General features: G+C 61.1%; 18 protein-coding genes. 13 read left to right on the top strand and 5 right to left on the bottom strand.

Annotation, left to right across the window (positions count from 1 at the left end):
- Nucleotides 1-45: 45 nt before the first annotated feature.
- The 4 genes from AC3WJW_RS18385 (at nt 46) to AC3WJW_RS18370 (ending at nt 3,295) form a co-directional block, all read left to right on the top strand.
- Nucleotides 46-600, top strand: a complete 555-nt coding sequence (locus AC3WJW_RS18385; RefSeq protein WP_493726898.1) for a hypothetical protein — start codon at nt 46-48, stop codon at nt 598-600.
- 32 nt (nt 601-632) lie between these two features.
- Entirely contained in the window at nt 633-1,910 is a 1,278-nt protein-coding gene (locus AC3WJW_RS18380) for a flavohemoglobin expression-modulating QEGLA motif protein (RefSeq protein WP_007975033.1), read from the top strand.
- Between the two features lie 144 nt (nt 1,911-2,054).
- On the top strand, nt 2,055-2,969 hold the full coding sequence (locus AC3WJW_RS18375) for an alpha/beta hydrolase (protein WP_493726897.1): 915 nt from the start codon (nt 2,055-2,057) through the stop codon (nt 2,967-2,969).
- Nucleotides 2,966-3,295 carry a PA3694 family proteiin gene (locus AC3WJW_RS18370; RefSeq protein WP_008051386.1) on the top strand — a complete coding sequence of 110 codons (330 nt, stop codon included), beginning with the start codon at nt 2,966-2,968 and terminating at the stop codon, nt 3,293-3,295. The genes AC3WJW_RS18375 and AC3WJW_RS18370 overlap by 4 nt, the downstream gene beginning before the upstream one ends.
- A 128-nt stretch (nt 3,296-3,423) precedes the next feature.
- On the opposite strand, the gene lptF is transcribed toward AC3WJW_RS18370, so the two are convergent.
- The 3 genes from lptF to AC3WJW_RS18355 form a co-directional block, all read right to left on the bottom strand.
- Entirely contained in the window at nt 3,424-4,221 is a 798-nt protein-coding gene (lptF, locus tag AC3WJW_RS18365; RefSeq protein ID WP_493726896.1) for a lipotoxin F family OmpA-related lipoprotein LptF, read from the bottom strand.
- Nucleotides 4,222-4,266: 45 nt separating this feature from the next.
- Nucleotides 4,267-4,680, bottom strand: coding sequence for a DUF4398 domain-containing protein (locus AC3WJW_RS18360; protein WP_493726895.1), 414 nt, complete (start codon nt 4,678-4,680; stop codon nt 4,267-4,269).
- Between the two features lie 372 nt (nt 4,681-5,052).
- Nucleotides 5,053-5,397 (bottom strand): hypothetical protein, encoded by a 345-nt coding sequence (locus tag AC3WJW_RS18355; RefSeq protein ID WP_015093732.1) that lies wholly within the window; start codon nt 5,395-5,397, stop codon nt 5,053-5,055.
- 201 nt (nt 5,398-5,598) lie between these two features.
- Here AC3WJW_RS18355 and ppc point away from each other — a divergent pair, with 201 nt between their 5' ends.
- The 6 genes from ppc to AC3WJW_RS18325 all read left to right on the top strand — a co-directional run bounded on the left by ppc (nt 5,599) and on the right by AC3WJW_RS18325 (nt 12,163).
- Complete coding sequence (gene ppc / locus AC3WJW_RS18350; protein ID WP_493726894.1) at nt 5,599-8,229, top strand: phosphoenolpyruvate carboxylase; 2,631 nt, start codon at nt 5,599-5,601, stop codon at nt 8,227-8,229.
- 287 nt (nt 8,230-8,516) lie between these two features.
- A complete protein-coding gene (gene adk / locus AC3WJW_RS18345) occupies nt 8,517-9,164 on the top strand; it encodes an adenylate kinase (RefSeq protein ID WP_015093734.1) in 648 nt (215 codons plus the stop codon).
- A gap of 94 nt (nt 9,165-9,258) precedes the next feature.
- On the top strand, nt 9,259-9,933 hold the full coding sequence (tsaB, locus tag AC3WJW_RS18340; protein WP_493726893.1) for a tRNA (adenosine(37)-N6)-threonylcarbamoyltransferase complex dimerization subunit type 1 TsaB: 675 nt from the start codon (nt 9,259-9,261) through the stop codon (nt 9,931-9,933).
- Nucleotides 9,934-10,140: 207 nt separating this feature from the next.
- On the top strand, nt 10,141-10,446 hold the full coding sequence (locus AC3WJW_RS18335) for a hypothetical protein (protein WP_007975011.1): 306 nt from the start codon (nt 10,141-10,143) through the stop codon (nt 10,444-10,446).
- The gene (locus AC3WJW_RS18330; RefSeq protein ID WP_493726892.1) at nt 10,446-11,306 is read left to right on the top strand and encodes a DUF72 domain-containing protein; all 861 of its coding nucleotides are present in this window, start codon (nt 10,446-10,448) and stop codon (nt 11,304-11,306) included. Before AC3WJW_RS18335 ends, AC3WJW_RS18330 begins: the two co-directional genes overlap by 1 nt.
- 35 nt (nt 11,307-11,341) lie before the next feature.
- On the top strand, nt 11,342-12,163 hold the full coding sequence (locus AC3WJW_RS18325) for an isocitrate lyase/PEP mutase family protein (protein ID WP_104450699.1): 822 nt from the start codon (nt 11,342-11,344) through the stop codon (nt 12,161-12,163).
- 3 nt (nt 12,164-12,166) lie between these two features.
- Here the strand turns inward: AC3WJW_RS18325 and AC3WJW_RS18320 are convergent, their stop codons facing one another.
- Nucleotides 12,167-12,787, bottom strand: a complete 621-nt coding sequence (locus AC3WJW_RS18320) for an energy transducer TonB (RefSeq protein ID WP_493726891.1) — start codon at nt 12,785-12,787, stop codon at nt 12,167-12,169.
- A 93-nt stretch (nt 12,788-12,880) separates the two neighbouring features.
- On the opposite strand from AC3WJW_RS18320, the gene AC3WJW_RS18315 reads away from it, so the two are divergent.
- Nucleotides 12,881-13,663 carry a class I SAM-dependent methyltransferase gene (locus AC3WJW_RS18315; protein ID WP_007995774.1) on the top strand — a complete coding sequence of 261 codons (783 nt, stop codon included), beginning with the start codon at nt 12,881-12,883 and terminating at the stop codon, nt 13,661-13,663.
- 91 nt (nt 13,664-13,754) lie between these two features.
- On the opposite strand, the gene AC3WJW_RS18310 is transcribed toward AC3WJW_RS18315, so the two are convergent.
- Nucleotides 13,755-14,390, bottom strand: coding sequence for a TetR/AcrR family transcriptional regulator (locus tag AC3WJW_RS18310; RefSeq protein ID WP_493726890.1), 636 nt, complete (start codon nt 14,388-14,390; stop codon nt 13,755-13,757).
- Between the two features lie 93 nt (nt 14,391-14,483).
- Between AC3WJW_RS18310 and AC3WJW_RS18305 the strand changes: the two genes are divergently transcribed.
- Both AC3WJW_RS18305 and AC3WJW_RS18300 read left to right on the top strand, forming a co-directional pair.
- Nucleotides 14,484-15,584 carry an efflux RND transporter periplasmic adaptor subunit gene (locus AC3WJW_RS18305; RefSeq protein ID WP_493726889.1) on the top strand — a complete coding sequence of 367 codons (1,101 nt, stop codon included), beginning with the start codon at nt 14,484-14,486 and terminating at the stop codon, nt 15,582-15,584.
- 6 nt (nt 15,585-15,590) lie between these two features.
- Nucleotides 15,591-18,656 carry an efflux RND transporter permease subunit gene (locus AC3WJW_RS18300; RefSeq protein WP_493726888.1) on the top strand — a complete coding sequence of 1,022 codons (3,066 nt, stop codon included), beginning with the start codon at nt 15,591-15,593 and terminating at the stop codon, nt 18,654-18,656.
- Nucleotides 18,657-18,849: the final 193 nt, after the last annotated feature.

Genomic DNA, 18,849 nt, shown 5'->3' with positions numbered 1-18,849 from the left:
GAATGTGTCCACCTTAGGGCGGTGTGTATTCATAGGGAGTATTGAATGAAAGCCTGGCGTGTCGTTGTGATCGCCTTGTCGTTCTTGCTGGTCAGTGGCTGTCTGGTGTCCTTCAAGGAGCCGCTGCCTGCAAGCGACCCCGCGCCCAAAGGGTTACTCGGCAAATGGACCAGCACCAATGCCTGGGGCGAGGCGCTCAATCTCGAACTGACCCGCATCGGCGACAACCGCTATCAGGCCGTCAGCTATTACCGGGCCAGGCCCGGGGAGCGGGAGGCCTATCCTTTCACGGTGTCGCGTCATGGCAGCCGCTGGTACCTGTCGGCAAAAGTGCCGGCGCAGTTCGGCGGGCATTTCACCCTCGGCGGTTTTGAGCTGACCGACAAACATGAGTTGGTGGTCTACAACCTCGACCTCGACCAGATCAACCTGGCGATCAAGCAAAAAGTCCTGAGCGGTGAAAGCTTCCAGACCAGCGATGGCGATGGCGTATTGATCGACAGCCAAATGGATCAAGTCACCGCCTACCTCGACGACCCGGCCAATTCCGATGTGTTCGTCGAAGCGGTGCGCTATCAGCGCCAGGCCAAAGCCAAATAACCGGCACCCACAGGTTTCTACAGGAGTTTCGCGTGGACGATTACCAACAGTCGATACGCATTTTGTCCGATCGCATCGTGCTGGCGCAGACGCCGATCCGCGTACTCGATGCGGTCAAATGGGACGACAACATTCGCAAGGGTTTCCTCAAGGCCAAGGGCAAGGAAATGCCCGCGGTGGACCGCGACTACTACCTCAACCGGCCGCTGGCGTTCGACTCCAGCAAAGTGAAGCTGGAGTTCCAGAACATCGAGCGCGACATCACCCGCCAGCTCGGCCAGTTCAACCCCGTCGGCCAGATCATGCGGCGCATGTGCAAGGAGTACCGCATGGTGGTGCGCATGCTCGAAGCGCGCGGCACCGAGGATTTCGGCCTGATTTCCCAGGAATTGTACGGCGCCGCGTCCGACGCGTTCCATGCCGGCGACCCGACCCTGTCCGACCTGGGCATGATGCTGTCCGAATACCTGAACAACATCGACGGCCGTGGCGACCTCAAGGACGAACCGAAGACGCTGACGGCCAAGGATGCGGTCGACCTGTTGCAGCACCGGTTGAACAAGGTGTTTGGCGAAGCCGAGGAAACCATTCGGGTGTTCGAGTCCGACGGCATCGTCGCCGATGCGGCGGCCGGCGCCGACTACATAAAGATCCGCTCCGACGCGATGTTCAACCAGCGCGATGTGCGCGCCCTGGAGGTCCACGAAGGGCTGGTGCACGTCGGCACCACGCTCAACGGCCTGAACCAGCCGATCTGCACCTTCCTGGCCAAAGGCCCGCCCTCGTCGACGGTGACCCAGGAAGGCCTGGCGATCCTGATGGAAATCATCACCTTCGCCTCGTACCCCAGCCGTCTGCGCAAACTCACCAACCGCACCCGCGCGATTCACATGGTGGAGGAGGGCGCGGATTTCCTGCAGGTGTTCGAGTTCTTCCGTGAGCAAGGCTTCGAGATGCCCGAGAGCTACAGCAACGCCAGCCGCGTGTTCCGCGGCTCGGTGCCGACAGGTCTGCCATTTACCAAAGACTTGTCCTACCTCAAGGGCTTCATCATGATTTACAACTACATTCAACTGGCCGTGCGTAAAGGCAAGCTGGAGCAGATTCCGCTGTTGTTCTGCGGCAAGACCACCCTGGAAGACATGCGTACCTTACGTCAGCTGGTGGACGAAGGCCTGGTGGTGCCGCCCAAGTACCTGCCGGAACAGTTCCGCGACATGAATGCGTTGTCGGCGTGGATGTGCTTCTCGAACTTCTTGAACCACCTGAGCCTGGACAGGATCGAGGCGGATTACTCCAACATCCTGTGAACAATGAATTCCCCTGTGGGAGCGAGCTTGCTCGCGATAGCGGTCTCACATTCAACACTTCTGTTGTCTGATACACCGCCATCGCGAGCAAGCTCGCTCCCACAGGTGATGTGTTCCAACTCAATACTTGCGAGGTTTCAACGGATGAGAATCCTCGGCATCCTCTGCCTTTTCCTGGCCTTGAATGGCTGCAGCTCGCTGCTGTTCTACCCGGAACCCGGCCAGTTGTTCACCCCGGAAAAGGCCGGACTCGAGTATCGCACCATCACCTTGAACACCGCCGATGGCCTCAAGCTGAACGCCTGGTGGCTGCCGGTGAAGCAGGGGGTTGAGGTCAAGGGCACGGTGCTGCACTTGCACGGCAATGGCGGAAACCTGCCCATGCACCTTGGCGGCAGTTTCTGGTTGCCGAAAAATGGTTACCAGGTGTTGCTTGTGGATTATCGCGGTTACGGCCTGTCCGAAGGCGAACCGAGCCTGCCGGCGATCTACCAGGACATCGATGCGGCGTTCGCCTGGCTGGACAAGGCGCCGGAGGTTCAAGGCAAGCCGCTGATCCTGCTCGGCCAGAGTCTCGGTGGCTCGATGGCCGTGCATTACCTGGTCCAGCACCCGCAACGGCAGAAACAACTCAAGGCGTTTGTCCTCGACGGTGTACCCGCCAGTTATCGCAGTGTCGGCCGCTATGCGCTGAGTAATTCATGGGTGTTCTGGACGTTCCAGGTGCCGTTGTCGTGGCTGGTGCCGGACGGCGACAGCGCGATCAACTCCATGGCGCAGCTTAAAGATGTACCGAAACTGATCTACCACAGCATCGACGATCCGATCGTGCCTCTTTCCAACGGCATCCGACTGTATCAAGCTGCGCCGCCGCCGCGGGTGCTGCAACTGACCCGTGGCGGTCACGTGCAGACGTTCGCCGACCCGGTCTGGCGTAACGTCATGCTGCGCTATCTCGATGACCCGCAGCATTTCAACGGCCTGCGCCGCCTGGGCGAGATCCCCAATTACCCGGCACCCCCGAATTCTGAAGATGAACCACCAGAGAGTCCGCAATGAGTGAAGAACGTAACGCCATCCCGCTGATCATCACCGGTATCTGCAGCATCCTCGGCACCGTCGGTGCCCTGTGGTGGTACGGCTACCTGCACTTCGCCAAGCCCGAGGATGCGTTGCTGCTCAACGAATTCACCATGCTCAAGACGATTCCGGGCGAAGACTACAAAGTCTCCCTGGAGCCGGCGGCGCAAGTGGCGCAGTGTATCGATGGCGTGCTGGTGCTGTTTGACATGGAACAGAAAGGCCTGACCGGCGTGCTGGTCGACAGCAAGAAAAAAGCCGTGCGTTGCATGGGGCAGGAGACGCCGCAGAAGCTGGAGCAGTAAGGACAGTACAGATCCAAATGTGGGAGCGAGCCTGCTCGCGATAGCGGTGTAACAGTCAACATGGGTGTTGAATGTTATGGCCTCTTCGCGAGCAGGCTCGCTCCCACAGGTATTTGTGTTGTGGCTGATTATTGGGTGTATGAACTAACCGCCGAACGCGGCATCACCGGCTGATTGTCATTGGAAATGGTCACTTCCACCCGACGGTTCATCGCCCGGCCCGAGGTGCTGGTGTTATCTGCCACCGGATACTCCTTGCCGTACCCCTGGGCAACGATGCGCGCCGGATCGACGCCCATCTTCACCAGGGCCGCACGCACGGAATCCGCGCGACGCTCCGACAGCGACTGGTTGTGCGATGCGGTACCGGTGCTGTCGGTATAACCCTCGACAATCACTTTGCGGTCGGGGTTTTCCTGGAGGTATTGCGCCAGTTTGTTGATGTTCATCAGGCCGTTGGATTTCAGCTCGGCCTTGTCGGTGGCGAACAGCACATCCCCGAAGGTCACCAGTGTCCCGCGCTCGGTCTGTCTGGCGTTGAGGCTGTCCTTCAGTTGTTTGATCTGCTGATCGCGGCCTTCCAGGCGGGCCTCGGCCCGTTGTGCCGAGGTGTTTTTCAGATTGGCTTCGGCGGTGCGCAGGGCAATGGTCTGCTTGGCCACTTCAACCCGCTGGTTGGTCAGATAGGCGAGCTGGTCAACCTTGGCTGCGTCTTCCTTGTCCCTGTAGGCCTGGTCGGCCTTGTCCAGATAATCGCTGGCCTCCTTGGTTTCCAGGGCTGCGACTTTGCTGGCCTGCGGGTCGGCTTGCAGGCCGGTGTAGTTGGTGCGGGCCTGTTCGAGGTTGGCGTTGGGCGGCGTGGAGCAGGCCGCCAGGGCGACGGCGGCAGCCAGCAGGGCAGGGATCATCAGTTGATTGCGTTTCATGATTTCGTCCTTTTATTCGAGTGGGAATGCGTGGTGCCGCGCCGCTTACTGAACGGTGCGCTGGCTTTCCTGACGCAATTCCTGAACGCCTTTCTGTGCGTCCTTCACGGATTGTTCGGCCTTCATCGCCTGGGCCTTGCGCTCTGCGACACGAGCGTCCCACTCGGCCTGTTCGGCGAGTGTCCGGGCCTGGTCATATTTTTTGTCGTGCATGGCGATTTCCGCCTGCTTGAGCTTGTCCTGGGCCGACTTCATTTCCACCGCGGCGAACTCGGTTCCGCCGGCGCTCACGGCGTCGTTGACGGCCGATTGGGTCACCGCGTACTGCTCGGTCGGCGGGTTACCGGCGCAACCGGCCAGGACCAGGCTGCCGCCGAGGGCCAGCGCCGCCAGCTGGAGGCTGCGCGAATGAGTGAACGAGGATGTACCGGTTCGGGTTTTCATGGTCTTCAACTCCATTGGGCTAACTCCTGAAAAGCGCTGAATCCATCCTGGGCAGGGCGCTGAAGCCATCATTTGCGGGGTGTTTTGAAACGCTCGTCCCAGGCGTGGTTACTTGGGTTGACCCGAGGCTTTTTTTGAAAGTTCAGAGAATTTAGCCAGCTATCGAAAAAACTTTGACCGAATCGACAGGGCTCTAAGACGGGGATTTACGTCACGCACAGCGGTATACCGGAGCTTTTCAGGCCGGGAGTAACGCAATTTTTGAAGTGAAAAACGGGCCAATGTGGGAGCGGGCTTGCTCGCGAAAGCGGTGTATCAATCAACGTAGATGTTGAATGTTAAACCGCTTTCGCGAGCAAGCCCGCTCCCACAGGGTTCTACGAAAACTCAGTGTTTCTGTTTGTCGTCCGGCACCGACATATCGTGCAGATGCCGACGGGACAGCGCCAGAAAACGCGGGGTCGGCCCGATGTCTTCGTACAGCGGGTCGCCTTCTTCGTCAGTGGCGACCACGGTCGAGCCTTTCACGTACGGGAAGCTTCTTTCCAGCTCTTCAAGCGCGGCGCCAATCAGATCGCCGAGCAGTTCTTCGGGATGCCGCTTGGGGTACATCTCGACGAGCGCGGCCAGCCGTGCGGCAGACTCCACATCCAGATGAATCGAGTAGCCGGTGTCGGTCAGGCGACCCTTGGCGTTTTCTTCCCAGTGGTGGGCAAGCTCGCGAATTTTCATATTGACCTCATGGCGCGACCGCTCGTGGCAGGCAGGGTGAGTGTCCGGCATTGGCCGGCGACAGCCGTTGTACGGCTTATCTTCAGACTAGCTTCAACAGGCAAGGTTTGAAGGCCCTTCGTCGACTTGCTTGTAAGAACCTGTCTGGGGCGGCACTCTCTAGGTTCCAAGCCGCCCGGATTTTTTGCTGGAGACCTGCTGATGACCGATATTGATGCACGCTTGCGCGAGGACGTTCACCTGTTGGGTGAGCTGTTGGGCAACACCATTCGTGAGCAGTATGGCGATGGTTTTCTCGACAAGATCGAGCAGATCCGCAAGGGCGCCAAGGCTGACCGGCGCGGTTCCATGGACGCCGAGCTCAGCGCCAGCCTCAACCAGTTGACCGAAGACGAGCTGTTGCCGGTAGCGCGGGCGTTCAACCAGTTTCTCAACTTGGCCAATATCGCCGAGCAATACCAGTTGATTCACCGTCGGGAGGAGTCTCAACAGGCGCCATTCGAAGCCCGGGTATTGCCCGAATTGCTCGCTCGCCTGCGCGCCGAGGGTCATGGTGCCGAAGCTCTGGCCCGGCAATTGGGGCGACTGGAGATTGAACTGGTGCTGACCGCGCACCCGACCGAAGTCGCGCGTCGCACGCTGATCCAGAAGTACGACGCTATCGCCGCGCAACTGGCGGCTCAGGATCACCGTGACCTCACCAGTGCCGAGCGCGAGCAGATCAAGACCACCTTGCAGCGCCTGATCGCCGAAGCCTGGCACACCGAAGAAATCCGCCGCACCCGTCCGACGCCGGTGGATGAGGCCAAGTGGGGTTTCGCGGTGATCGAGCATTCGCTGTGGCAGGCCATTCCCAATTACCTGCGCAAGGCCGACCAGGCCCTGCACGCCGCCACCGGCCTGCGCTTGCCACTGGAGGCGGCGCCGATTCGCTTTGCCTCGTGGATGGGCGGCGACCGCGACGGCAACCCCAATGTGACGGCGGCGGTTACCCGAGAGGTTTTACTGTTGGCGCGCTGGATGGCGGCTGATCTGTACCTGCGCGATGTCGATCACCTGGCGGCTGAACTGTCGATGCAGCAGGCCAGCGATGAATTGAAGGCCAAGGCGGGTGACAGTGCCGAACCTTACCGGGCCGTGCTCAAACAGCTGCGCGAACGCCTGCGGGCGACGCGCAACTGGGCGCACACCTCGTTGGCGACGCCCACGCCGGCACCGGCCGACGTGCTGCAAGACAACCGCGAACTGCTCGACCCGCTGGAGCTCTGCTACCACTCGTTGCACGAGTGCGGCATGGGCGTGATCGCCGACGGACCGTTGCTCGACTGCCTGCGCCGGGCGGTGACTTTCGGCCTGTTCCTGGTTCGTCTGGATGTGCGCCAGGACTCGTCGCGACACACCGCAGCCATGACCGAAATCACCGACTACCTCGGCCTGGGGCGCTACGAGGACTGGAGCGAGGAAGAACGCATCGCCTTCCTGATGCGCGAACTGAACAACCGCCGGCCGTTGCTGCCGGCGTACTTCAAGCCCTCCGCCGACACGGCCGAGGTGCTGGCGACCTGCCGGGAAATCGCCGCTGCACCGGGGGCGTCCCTCGGTTCTTATGTGATCTCGATGGCCGGTGCCGCTTCCGATGTGCTGGCGGTGCAATTGTTGCTCAAGGAATCCGGCGTGCTGCGGCCGATGCGCGTGGTGCCGCTGTTTGAAACCCTGGCCGACCTCGACAACGCCGGTCCGGTGATCGAGAAGCTGCTGCTTTTACCGGGCTATCGCTCGCGCCTGCAAGGGCCGCAGGAAGTGATGATCGGCTATTCCGATTCGGCCAAGGATGCCGGCACCACTGCGGCGGCCTGGGCGCAGTACCGGGCGCAGGAGCGACTGGTGGATATCTGCCGCGAACAGCAAGTGGAACTGCTGCTGTTCCACGGCCGCGGCGGCACCGTGGGGCGTGGCGGCGGTCCGGCCCACGCGGCGATCCTGTCGCAGCCGCCGGGTTCGGTGGCAGGGCGCTTCCGCACCACCGAACAGGGTGAAATGATTCGATTCAAATTCGGCCTGCCGGACATCGCCGAGCAAAACCTCAACCTGTACCTGGCCGCCGTGCTTGAGGCGACCTTGCTGCCGCCGCCGCCACCGACGCCTGAGTGGCGCCATTTGATGGACGAACTGGCCGCAGACGGTGTCAACGCCTACCGCGCCGTGGTGCGGGAGAATCCGCAGTTCGTGGAGTATTTCCGCCAGTCCACGCCGGAACAGGAACTCGGTCGTTTGCCCCTGGGCAGTCGCCCGGCCAAGCGCCGGGCCGGGGGGATCGAAAGCCTGCGGGCGATTCCGTGGATCTTCGGCTGGACCCAGACGCGCCTGATGCTGCCGGCCTGGCTGGGTTGGGAAGCCGCCCTGAGCAAGGCACTGGAGCGGGGTGAAGGTGAACTGCTGGGGCAGATGCGTGAGCAATGGCCGTTCTTCCGCACCCGCATCGATATGCTCGAGATGGTCCTAGCCAAGGCGGATGCCGACATTGCCCAGTCCTATGACGAGCGTCTGGTGGAGCCGAATCTGTTGCCATTGGGTGCGCACTTACGCGACCTATTGTCGCAGGCGTGCTCCATCGTCCTCGGCCTGACCGGGCAGTCGCAGCTGCTGGCACATAGCCCAGCGACCCTTGAATTCATCCGCTTGCGCAACACCTACCTCGACCCGCTTCATCTATTGCAGGCCGAGTTGCTGGCCCGTTCACGCGTGCAGGACGTGGCGCAGGGCAGCCCGGTAGAACAGGCCCTGCTGGTGTCTGTCGCGGGGATTGCCGCCGGTTTGCGTAACACCGGCTAAGGTTTTTGCCATGGGGTCAGGCATCCAGCAGGTGAGGCGGATGCCGCCGCAGGACGGGTTGAAAAGTGCTGTCAGGCGACACTTAATGTTGGGGTTGCGACTTGGGGAACCGTGCGCAATGGTCGCAGGAGGCGGCGGTTTCTCCGACTTTTGGCGTCTTGTGTGGGCGCAGCCTGCTGTGTATCTTGATCAGCCTTTGGCCGTTTGGGCGGCCACGACCCTTTTTTGAGATTGGCCTCACGAGGCGAATCTGACGTTATCCATATAAAAAATTGAGGAGCACATCGATGCGCGTCATTCTGCTGGGAGCTCCCGGGGCCGGTAAAGGTACTCAGGCTAAGTTCATCACCGAAAAATTCGGCATTCCGCAAATCTCCACCGGCGACATGCTGCGTGCAGCGGTCAAGGCCGGCACCGAGCTGGGCATCAAGGCCAAGAGCATCATGGATGCCGGTGGCCTGGTGTCCGATGACCTGATCATCGCACTGGTCAAGGACCGTATCGCCCAGTCCGACTGCGCCAACGGTTTCCTGTTCGACGGCTTCCCGCGCACCATTCCCCAGGCTGAAGCCCTGGTGACTGCCGGCGTCGAGCTGGACGCAGTGGTTGAAATCGCCGTCGAAGACGAAGAAATCGTCCAGCGTATCGCCGGTCGTCGTGTTCACGAGGCCAGCGGCCGCGTGTACCACATCGTCTACAACCCGCCGAAAATCGCCGGCAAGGACGACATTACCGGTGAAGAGCTGGTACAGCGCAAGGACGACACTGAAGAAACCGTGCGTCATCGCCTGTCGGTCTACCACTCCCAGACCAAGCCGCTGGTGGATTTCTACCAGAAGCTGTCGGCTGCCAATGGCAAGCCGCAGTACAGCCATATCGAAGGCGTCGGTTCGGTTGAAGCGATCACCGCCAAGGTGCTTGAAGCCCTGAGCTGAAAAGTCTGAATCGCTGCATCTTCCACGGCCCGCTTGCGGGCCGTAGTTGTTTATACTGACGCACTTTTTTCTGATCTCTCTTGTGGATACATCGATGAGCACCTTGCTGGCCCTGGACACCGCGACTGAAGCTTGCTCCGTTGCCTTGCTGCATGACGGCAAGGTCACGAGCCATTACGAGGTGATCCCGCGCCTGCACGCGCAGAAGCTGTTGCCGATGATCAAGCAATTGCTGGCCGATGCCGGCACCACCCTGCAAGCGGTCGATGCCATTGCGTTCGGCCGTGGCCCGGGAGCCTTCACCGGTGTGCGCATCGCCATCGGCGTGGTGCAAGGCCTGGCGTTTGCCCTGGATCGCCCGGTGCTGCCGGTGTCGAACCTGGCCGTGCTGGCGCAACGTGCATTGCGCGAACACGGCGCCACTCAGGTCGCCGCTGCCATCGATGCGCGCATGGATGAAGTGTATTGGGGGTGCTACCGCGAAACAGCCGGGGAGATGCGTCTGGTTGGCGCTGAAGCGGTACTGCCGCCGGAGTCCGTGGCATTGCCGGCCGATGCCGGCGGCGAGTGGTTCGGCGCTGGCACTGGTTGGGGGTATGGCGAACGCATCGCGGTCAACCTGAGCGGCCAGGACGCGGCCATGTTGCCCCATGCCGAAGACCTGCTGACCCTGGCGCGATTTGCCTGGGCGCGTGGCGAGGCGATCGTGGCCGACGAGGCGCAGCCGGTTTATCTACGCGACAAAGTGGCCACACCAAAGGCGCGTTAACCGTAAAAGATCGCAGCCTGCGGCAGCTCCTACAGGGGAATGCGATCTTCTGTAGGAGCTGCCGCAGGCTGCGATCTTTTCCAGTCGTCATTTTCTAACCCCAGCTTTTAAACCTTTTGCCTTTTATGTGTTCTAGTTATCACTCGGCGGTTTGCGAAGTGGGGTTTGCGCCACTAAACTGCCATCACTGATTCCGAGTATGCACGTATGCGTATCGACGGCGTTTCCTCTCAGTCCTACCCCATCAAGCGCAAGCCACGCAAAGGCCGTGTGGTGGAAGACGACGCCATTGATATCGAAGGCGAGCTGGAATTCCCGACTGAAGAGCAGCTGGCTGCCCGCGCCGCCAAAGCCTCTGCGCAAAAACTGAGCAATCTTCCCGCCCGTCAGCAAGACATGATTTACCACCGTGCCATGAGCAAGAGCGTGGCGACGGCGCTGGCCAGCTACCTGAGTACCGCCGGTTTCGTCGATTGGGATACGGATGTGCTGGGTCTCGACCTGTACATCTGATGGTGCTGCCGTATTACCTCGGTTGTCCGTCCTGGAGCGAGAACGCCTGGCGCGATTACCTGTATCCGCCGCACGCCAGACCCGCCGAGTTTCTTGATCTCTATTGCCAGGTATTCAATGCCGTAGAAGGCAATACGACCTTCTACGCGAGCCCGGCTGCCAGCACCGTGCAGCGTTGGGCTGAAACCATGCCCCAGCACTTTCGCTTTACCGCCAAGTTCCCCGGCGAGATCAGCCACGGTGGCGATCTGCGCGAACAGCTGACAGCTGCCGAAACCTTCCTGCAATTGCTCAGTCCGCTGGGTGATCGGGTGTCGCCACTGTGGTTGCAGCTGTCGAAAAACTTCACGCCGCAACGCATGCCCGAGCTGGCCGGATTTATCGATGCCCTGCAGCGCCCGCTGGCCGTTGAAGTGCGCCATGGCGATTTCTTCGCCAAGGGTGACAGCGAACGGATGCTCAATCGTCTGCTGCTGGATCGCGGTGTTGAACGCATCTGTCTTGATCCCCGTGCGTTGTTCAGTTGCACATCGACCGAGCCGTCAGTGCTTCACGCCCAATCGAAGAAGCCTCGGGTGCCTCCGCGTCCGGCGGCGTTCACGCAGTGTCCGCAGGTGCGTTTTATCGGCCATCCGGTGCTTGAGGCCAACGATCCGTTCCTGGAACCCTGGGTCGAGAAAATCGCGCTGTGGATCGAAGAAGGGCGCACGCCGTATATCTTCCTGCACACCGCCGACAACCTGCTGGCCGCGAAACTGGCGCAGCGTTTTCACGCCAGGCTGATGCTGCGTCTACCTGGCTTGCCGGCGCTGCCTGAGCTATACAGAGAACCCGCCGCCGAGCAACTTGGCCTGCTCTGAGGCGGATTCTTTCCCCCTCTTCAGGAGCCTGCCCCATGGATGCGCAAACCCTTCGAGCCCAGGCGTTCAAAGCCCTTCACGAACGCTCCGGCGCTTTTGTGATTCCCAATCCGTGGGATGCCGGTTCCGCGAAGATGCTCGCCAGCCTCGGCTTCGAGGCGCTGGCGACCACCAGTGCCGGTTATGCCTTTTCCCAGGGGCGTGCCGATGGCGGCTTGAGCCTCGACGATACCCTGATGAACGTTCAGGCGATTGTCGCCGCCACTGATCTGCCAGTTGCCGTGGACCTGGAAAACGGCTTTGCCGACAACCCGGCCGACTGCGCGAAAAGCATTTTGCGTGCGGCAGAGGCCGGAGCCGTCGGGGGTTCGATTGAAGACGCCACCGGCCGCGAAGAAGGTCCCATCTACTGTTTCGACCATGCTGTGGCGCGTATCGAGGCCTCTGTGGCTGCCGCTCGCAGTTTGCCGTTCCCCTTCACATTGACCGCCCGGGCCGAAAACTTCCTGCACGGCAATCCTGATCTGGCCGACACCATCCGCCGCTTGCAGGCATTCGCCGAGGCCGGTGCCGATGTGCTTTACGCACCCGGTCTGCGCAGCGCCGAGGATGTGCTGGCGGTGGTGCGCGCGGTGGCGCCCAAGCCGGTGAATGTGTTGATGTCGGGCGGCTTGAAGCTGACGGTCGCGCAGTTGGCTGAAATGGGCGTCAAACGCATCAGCGTCGGCTCGGCACTGGCGTTGGCGGCCTATGGTGAATTCTTCCGTGCCGCCGAAGAAATCCAGACATCAGGCACGTTCGGCTTCACTTCACGGTCGATGCCGTACCAGAAGGCCAATCAGTTCTTCAAAGGCTGAGGGTTAGGCGGCGATGCGCAGGTTTTGCAGGACGATCGGGCGCGCCCAACCATTGTCGAAATCCAGTTGTTTCTGCTGTTCCACCAGCTCATCTGGCGAGAACGGCGGGAACGGCTTGTCGAGCAGATCGAGTTCGAATTCGGCAATCGGCAGGTGCAGCGGGCGCGGTTGCGGGGCAGGGCCGGCTTCCGGCAGTGGCTGACAGGCGTTGAGCACGATCGGGCGAACCCAGCCGCTTTCGAAGTCCTGTTGTTTTTGCTGGGCGACGATTTCATCCGCCGGGAACGGTGGGAATGGCTTGTCGGCCAGGTCCATTTCGAATTCGGCAATGGGCAGGAATAGAGGCTCTGGCGGGCGGACCTCGGTCTCTTTGACGTCGCACTCACGCTGGGAAACGATGTGTTCCAGCAGCTCGCTGCCAACGGTTGGCTCGATCGGGCTTTCGAGATCGACCGGTGGGAAATTCAGTGATTCAGGCAGCACATCACCCGACTGATCGGCCAGCGCACGGGCAAAGAAATCCTGCCAGATGTGACTGACACCGCTCAGTGCCTGGGTGTTTCGCAGGTTGTAATTGCCGTAGGGCGATATAAAACCTGTGATTGTGGGTTGAATGTCTGACATTTCTCTCGGTCGACGCTCAGCTCTGGCAAAATGCTCGATAGTTTTGTTATCGGCAGTTTTTGCCGATCATTAATTTTTTGAGCGTGTTTTCCGATGATTGATCAACCCGCGGCCTGCCGCATCCATGTCCAGGCCCTGGACGCGGCTTTCGAGCCACAAGCCGAGCAATGGGCCGAGCGCCTGGGCTTGCCGATGCAAGTGGCGGATGGCGAGTTTGCCTTGCAGGTGGGCGACCAGGGTTTGCAGTTGCAACAGCTGGGGCCGGACGCGCCGGGGCCGGTGCGGGTGGATTTCGTCGAGGGCGGTGCGGCCCATCGCCGGTTGTACGGCGGCGGCAGCGGGCAGATGATCGCCAAGGCTGTTGGTGTCGCCCAGGGCGTGCGCCCGCGGGTACTGGATGCCACGGCAGGGCTGGGCAAGGACGCGTTCGTGCTGGCCAGCCTTGGTTGCGAGATGAGCCTGATCGAGCGTCAGCCGCTGATCGGCGCTTTGCTGGAAGATGGGCTGGCCCGTGGTGCGGAAGATTTCGACGTGGCGCCGATCGTGGCGCGCATGCGGCTGCTCAAGGGCAACTCGATCGAGGTGATGCGCAACTGGGAGGGCGAACCGCCGCAGGTGATCTACCTGGACCCGATGTTCCCGCACCGAGAGAAAACCGCGCTGGTGAAGAAGGAAATGCGCCTGTTCCGGCCGCTGGTGGGCGATGACCCGGATGCGCCGGCCTTGCTCGAAGCGGCGTTGGCCCTGGCCAGCCATCGGGTGGTGGTCAAGCGCCCGCGCAAGGCGCCGTGCATTGACGGGCCGAAGCCGAGCCATGCGCTGGATGGCAAGTCCAGTCGGTACGATATTTATCCGAAGAAGGCTTTGAAGCCCTGAAAAGATCGCAGCCTGCGGCAGCTCCTACAGGGGAACGCATTCCAATGTAGGAGCTGCCGAAGGCTGCGATCTTTTCCCAGGCAACGCCGAATCAGGGCCGATAAGCCCGCATAAACAACCCCACCACTTCCCGCACATGGCTCTCCGCGGCCTCACCGACCGGCGGCTCGCCGCAGCCATACAGCAAGCGGAAATTCCCGGCGCCCTTGAGCAGGCAGAAGAAGTGCTCGGCGGCGTTGTGCGGCTTGTCGATGCTCAGCACGCCACTCTCGTCGATCCGGCTCAGCAAGCGTTCCATGCCATGCAGCATGCGCTCCGGGCCCGCCTCAAAGAAAATTTGCGCGAGTTTCGGGTCCTGGCTGCCCAAGGTCATCATCAGTCGGTGCAGGTTCACTGATTCGTCACTGTTGATCAGCGAATGAAAACCGCGCGCGATGTTCAGCAACACGGTTTCCACCGCCACGCCTTCGGGCAACTCGAAGAACAGCGGGGGCAACTGCTCCTCGCACTTGGCCACCACGGCGGCGGAGAACAGCGTCTCCTTGTCGTTGAAGTGGCTGTAGACCGTCAGCTTCGACACACCGGCCTCGGCTGCGACGGCATCCATGCTGGTATTGGCATAACCCTTACTCAGAAACAGCACTTTCGCCGCATCGAGAATCGCCTGGCGCTTGACCAGGTCCTTGGGTCTGCCTGGGCCATTGGGTGCTGAAAGATTGTTTGGCATATTCGCTTTTATTACTGGACTGGTGAGTTTGCTATTAATAACATACTGCTCAGTATAATTATTCAAAGCACCATTAGCGAAAGGTCCTTCACCATGTTCCGCTATGCCTTGCCCCTCGCGTTGCCAGTCACCCTGGCTGTTTTATTGTCAGCGTGTGGCTCCGACGAAGTGCCGCCAGTCAGCGTGCGCCCGGCCATGGTGGTTCAGCCAGAGCCTTCGGCACAGGCCATGGAAAGTTATCCAGGTGAGGTCCGCGCACGTTATGAGCCGGACCTGGCGTTCCGCATCGGCGGTAAAGTCAGCCGACGACTGGTCGAGGAAGGGCAGCGGGTCAAAGCCGATCAACCCTTGGCGGAGCTCGATCCTCAGGACGTGCGCCTGCAACTGGAGGCCACCCGGGCCCAGGTCGCTGCAGCTGAAGCCAATTTGAGCATGGTGCGTGCCGAGCGTGATCGCTATAAAACCCTGATGGAGCGTCAGCTGGTCAGCCGTTCGCAGTACGACAATCACGAAAACCTCTACCGCTCCGGCGAGGCGCGCCTCAAGCAAATCAAGGCCGAATTCAACGTTTCCAATAACCAGGCCAGCTACGCCGTGTTGCGTGCGCCGCAGGACGGCGTCGTGGCCAAGCGTCTGGTGGAAGTCGGGCAAGTCGTGGCCGCGGGGCAAACGGTATTCACACTGGCGACCGATGGCGAGCGTGAAGTGTTGATCAGCCTGCCGGAGCAGAACTTCGGCCGCTTCAAGGTCGGTGAACCGGTGGCGGTGGAGCTCTGGACCCAGCCCGGCCAGCGTTTCGAAGGGCGCATTCGTGAGCTGTCGCCGGCGGCTGATCCAAAGTCCCGCACCTTCGCGGCGCGCATCGCCTTCACCTCCGGCAAGGTGCCGGTGGAGCTGGGCCAGAGCGCCCGGGTGTTCGTGCAGGCCGCCGACGTGGTGCCTCTTTCCGTTCCGCTGTCGGCGTTGACGGCAGAAAACGGCGTGACCTATGTCTGGGTCGTCAGCGCCAACAACACCTTGAAGAGAACCCCGGTGCGAGTGGGGGCCTTCGGTGAGAAAACCGTACCGGTGCTCGAGGGGCTCAACGCCAGCGACTGGGTTGTGGCCGCCGGTGTCCATGTGCTTCTCGAAGGGCAGCAGGTGCGCCCGGTGGATCGCTCCAATCGCGTGGTCAATCTGGCGGACAAGGAGTAAGCCCCGATGCGCTTCAACGTTTCCGAATGGGCGCTGCGTAATCGCCAGATCGTCCTGTTCCTGATGCTGTTGCTGGCCATCGTCGGCGCACTTTCCTACACCAAGCTTGGCCAGAGTGAAGACCCGCCGTTCACCTTCAAGGCCATGGTGATTCGCACCAACTGGCCGGGTGCGACTGCCGAGGAAGTCTCGCGCCAGGTCACCGAGCGCATCGAAAAAAAGCTGATGGAAACCGGCGAGTACGAGCGCATCGTTTCGTTCTCGCGGCCCGGGGAATCCCAGGTCACCTTCATTGCGCGAGATTCCATGCACTCGGCAGAGATCCCGGAGCTCTGGTATCAGGTGCGCAAGAAAATCAGCGACATCCGTCATACCCTGCCGCCGGGGATTCAGGGGCCGTTCTTCAACGATGAATTCGGTACCACGTTCGGCAACATCTACGCCCTGACCGGCGCGGGGTTCGACTACGCCGTGCTCAAGGATTACGCCGACCGTATCCAGATTCAGCTGCAACGGGTCAAGGATGTGGGCAAGGTCGAACTGCTGGGGTTGCAGGACGAGAAAATCTGGATCGAACTCTCCAACGTCAAGCTCGCCACCCTCGGCTTGCCGCTGGCGGCCGTCCAGCAAGCCCTTGAAGAGCAGAACGCGGTGTCCACGGCAGGCTTCTTCGAAACCAGCAGCGAGCGCTTGCAGCTACGGGTGACGGGGAATTTTCAGACGGTCGAGGAGATCAAGAACTTCCCGATCCGCGTCGGCGATCGCACCTTCCGTATCTCCGATGTGGCTGATGTGCGGCGTGGTTTCAATGATCCACCGGCGCCGCGCATGCGCTTCATGGCGCAGGACGCCATCGGCCTGGCGGTGGCGATGAAGGACGGCGGTGACATCCTGATATTGGGCAAGGCACTGGAAGTCGAATTCGCCCGTATCCAGAAAAACCTCCCGGCCGGTATGGAGCTGCGCAAAGTCTCCGACCAGCCGGCGGCGGTGAAAACCGGTGTTGGCGAGTTCGTGCAAGTGCTGGTCGAGGCCCTGGCCATCGTGTTGCTGGTGAGCTTCTTCTCCCTCGGCGTGCGCACCGGCATGGTGGTGGCCCTGGCGATTCCGCTGGTGCTGGCGATGACGTTTGCCAGCATGTATTACCTCGGCATCGGCCTGCACAAGATTTCTCTCGGTGCATTGGTACTGGCGCTGGGCTTGCTGGTGGACGACGCGATCATCGCCGTGGAAATGATGGCGATCAAAATGGAGCAGGGGTTCGACCGGGTCAAAGCCGCGAGTTACGCCTGGACCAGCACTGCGTTCCCGATGCTCACCGGTACGCTGATCACCGCGGCCGGCTTCCTGCCGATTGCCACGGCGCAATCGGGCACTGGCGAATACACCCGTTCGATCTTCGAGGTGGTCACCATCGCGCTGTTGGCGTCCTGGGTGGCCGCTGTGGTTTTCGTACCCTATCTCGGGGAAAAACTCCTGCCGGACCTGGCGAAGATTCACGCCGCCAAGCACGGTGCCGGCCAACCCGATCCCTATGGCACGCCGTTCTATCAGCGCGTCCGCCGTTTGGTGGAGTGGTGCGTGCGCTGGCGCAAAACCGTGATCGCCGCGACTGTGCTGTTGTTCATTGCCTCTATCGTGCTGTTCAAGTTTGTGCCGCAGCAGTTCTTCCCGGCATCGGGTCGCCTGGAGTTGATGGTCGACCTGAAACTGGCCGAAGGCGCTTCGCTGAGCAACACCGCCGACGAGGTCAAGCGCCTCGAAGCGCTGCTCAAGGACAAGGCAGGGATCGATAACTACGTGGCCTACGTCGGTACCGGTTCGCCGCGTTTCTACTTGCCGCTGGATCAGCAACTGCCGGCGGCGAGCTTTGCCCAGTTTGTCGTCCTGGCGAAAACCATCGAAGAACGGGAAGCCCTGCGCACCTGGTTGATCTCAACCCTCAACGAGCAATTCCCCGCTCTGCGCTCGCGGGTCACGCGTCTGGAAAACGGTCCGCCGGTTGGCTACCCGGTACAGTTCCGCGTGACCGGGGAGCACATCGAGGAGGTGCGGGCGCTGGCGCGCAAAGTGGCGGCCAAGGTTCGCGAGAACCCGCATGTGGTCAATGTCCACCTGGATTGGGAAGAACCGAGCAAGGTGGTGTACCTGAACATCGATCAGGACCGCGCGCGGGCGCTGGGCGTGAGCACGGCGAACCTGTCGAAGTTCCTGCAAAGCTCCCTCACCGGTTCCAGCGTCAGCCAGTACCGTGAAGACAACGAGTTGATCGAGATCCTGTTGCGCGGCACTTTGCATGAACGCACCGAGCTGTCATTGCTGCCGAGTCTGGCGGTGCCGACCGATAACGGTCGCAGCGTCGCGCTGTCGCAGATCGCGACCCTGGAGTACGGCTTTGAAGAGGGCATCATCTGGCACCGCAACCGCCTGCCTAACGTGACGGTTCGCGCCGACATCTATGACAAGCAGCAACCGGCGACACTGGTGCAGCAGATCATGCCGACCCTCGATCCGATCCGCGCCGAACTGCCTGACGGCTACTTGCTGGATGTCGGCGGCACCGTTGAAGACTCGGCGCGTGGACAGAACTCGGTGAAGGCCGGCGTGCCGTTGTTCATCGTGGTGGTGTTGACCTTGCTGATGCTGCAATTGCGAAGTTTCTCGCGCACGGCGATGGTGTTTCTGACGGCGCCCTTGGGGTTGATCGGGGTGACGCTGTTTCTGTTGGTGTTCCGCCAGCCGTTCGGTTTCGTGGCGATGCTGGGGACCATCGCCTTGTCGGGGATGATCATGCGTAACTCGGTGATTCTGGTGGATCAGATCGAGCAGGACATTGCTGCGGGGTTGAAGCCGTGGCAGGCGATCATCGAGGCGACGGTGCGGCGGTTTCGGCCGATTGTGCTGACGGCGCTTGCTGCTGTTTTGGCGATGATTCCGTTGTCGCGCAGTGTGTTCTTTGGGCCGATGGCGGTGGCGATCATGGGGGGGTTGATCGTTGCTACGGCGTTGACGCTTTTGTTTTTGCCGGCGTTGTATGCGGCCTGGTTTCGCGTTCGCAAAGAACCCGTTTGACCTTGGCGGCCTTCGGGCCGACCAGGTTCCTGGTTGATTGAGTACATATCCATTTCTGCGGTAACGGCCGCTTATGGTTCCGCTCTTACAGCGGGTCACTTTGGCAAACGCCGGAGTGCCGGCCCAGCCCAAAGTAACCAAAGGTCTCGCCCCTTACGTACGGCCCCTCGCTGAGGCTCGGGGTTCCTTCGCT

This window comes from Pseudomonas sp. GW821-FHT07G06, assembly GCF_058986625.1.
Note: the sequence above shows the minus strand (reverse complement) of the source record. Positions and strands in the feature narration are given on the sequence as shown.

Bases quoted from the DNA above. Each gene is read 5' to 3' on its own strand.
- tsaB (WP_493726893.1), top strand. From the start codon at position 9,259: ATGAGCACCTTGCTGGCCCTGGACACCGCGACTGAAGCTTGCTCCGTT.
- AC3WJW_RS18310 (WP_493726890.1), bottom strand. From the start codon at position 14,390: ATGCCAAACAATCTTTCAGCACCCAATGGCCCAGGCAGACCCAAGGAC.
- ppc (WP_493726894.1), top strand. From the start codon at position 5,599: ATGACCGATATTGATGCACGCTTGCGCGAGGACGTTCACCTGTTGGGT.
- AC3WJW_RS18325 (WP_104450699.1), top strand. From the start codon at position 11,342: ATGGATGCGCAAACCCTTCGAGCCCAGGCGTTCAAAGCCCTTCACGAA.
- AC3WJW_RS18355 (WP_015093732.1), bottom strand. From the start codon at position 5,397: ATGAAAATTCGCGAGCTTGCCCACCACTGGGAAGAAAACGCCAAGGGT.
- AC3WJW_RS18385 (WP_493726898.1), top strand. From the start codon at position 46: ATGAAAGCCTGGCGTGTCGTTGTGATCGCCTTGTCGTTCTTGCTGGTC.
- AC3WJW_RS18300 (WP_493726888.1), top strand. From the start codon at position 15,591: ATGCGCTTCAACGTTTCCGAATGGGCGCTGCGTAATCGCCAGATCGTC.
- AC3WJW_RS18370 (WP_008051386.1), top strand. From the start codon at position 2,966: ATGAGTGAAGAACGTAACGCCATCCCGCTGATCATCACCGGTATCTGC.
- AC3WJW_RS18360 (WP_493726895.1), bottom strand. From the start codon at position 4,680: ATGGAGTTGAAGACCATGAAAACCCGAACCGGTACATCCTCGTTCACT.
- AC3WJW_RS18330 (WP_493726892.1), top strand. From the start codon at position 10,446: ATGGTGCTGCCGTATTACCTCGGTTGTCCGTCCTGGAGCGAGAACGCC.
- AC3WJW_RS18320 (WP_493726891.1), bottom strand. From the start codon at position 12,787: ATGTCAGACATTCAACCCACAATCACAGGTTTTATATCGCCCTACGGC.
- adk (WP_015093734.1), top strand. From the start codon at position 8,517: ATGCGCGTCATTCTGCTGGGAGCTCCCGGGGCCGGTAAAGGTACTCAG.
- AC3WJW_RS18375 (WP_493726897.1), top strand. From the start codon at position 2,055: ATGAGAATCCTCGGCATCCTCTGCCTTTTCCTGGCCTTGAATGGCTGC.
- AC3WJW_RS18305 (WP_493726889.1), top strand. From the start codon at position 14,484: ATGTTCCGCTATGCCTTGCCCCTCGCGTTGCCAGTCACCCTGGCTGTT.
- lptF (WP_493726896.1), bottom strand. From the start codon at position 4,221: ATGAAACGCAATCAACTGATGATCCCTGCCCTGCTGGCTGCCGCCGTC.
- AC3WJW_RS18335 (WP_007975011.1), top strand. From the start codon at position 10,141: ATGCGTATCGACGGCGTTTCCTCTCAGTCCTACCCCATCAAGCGCAAG.
- AC3WJW_RS18315 (WP_007995774.1), top strand. From the start codon at position 12,881: ATGATTGATCAACCCGCGGCCTGCCGCATCCATGTCCAGGCCCTGGAC.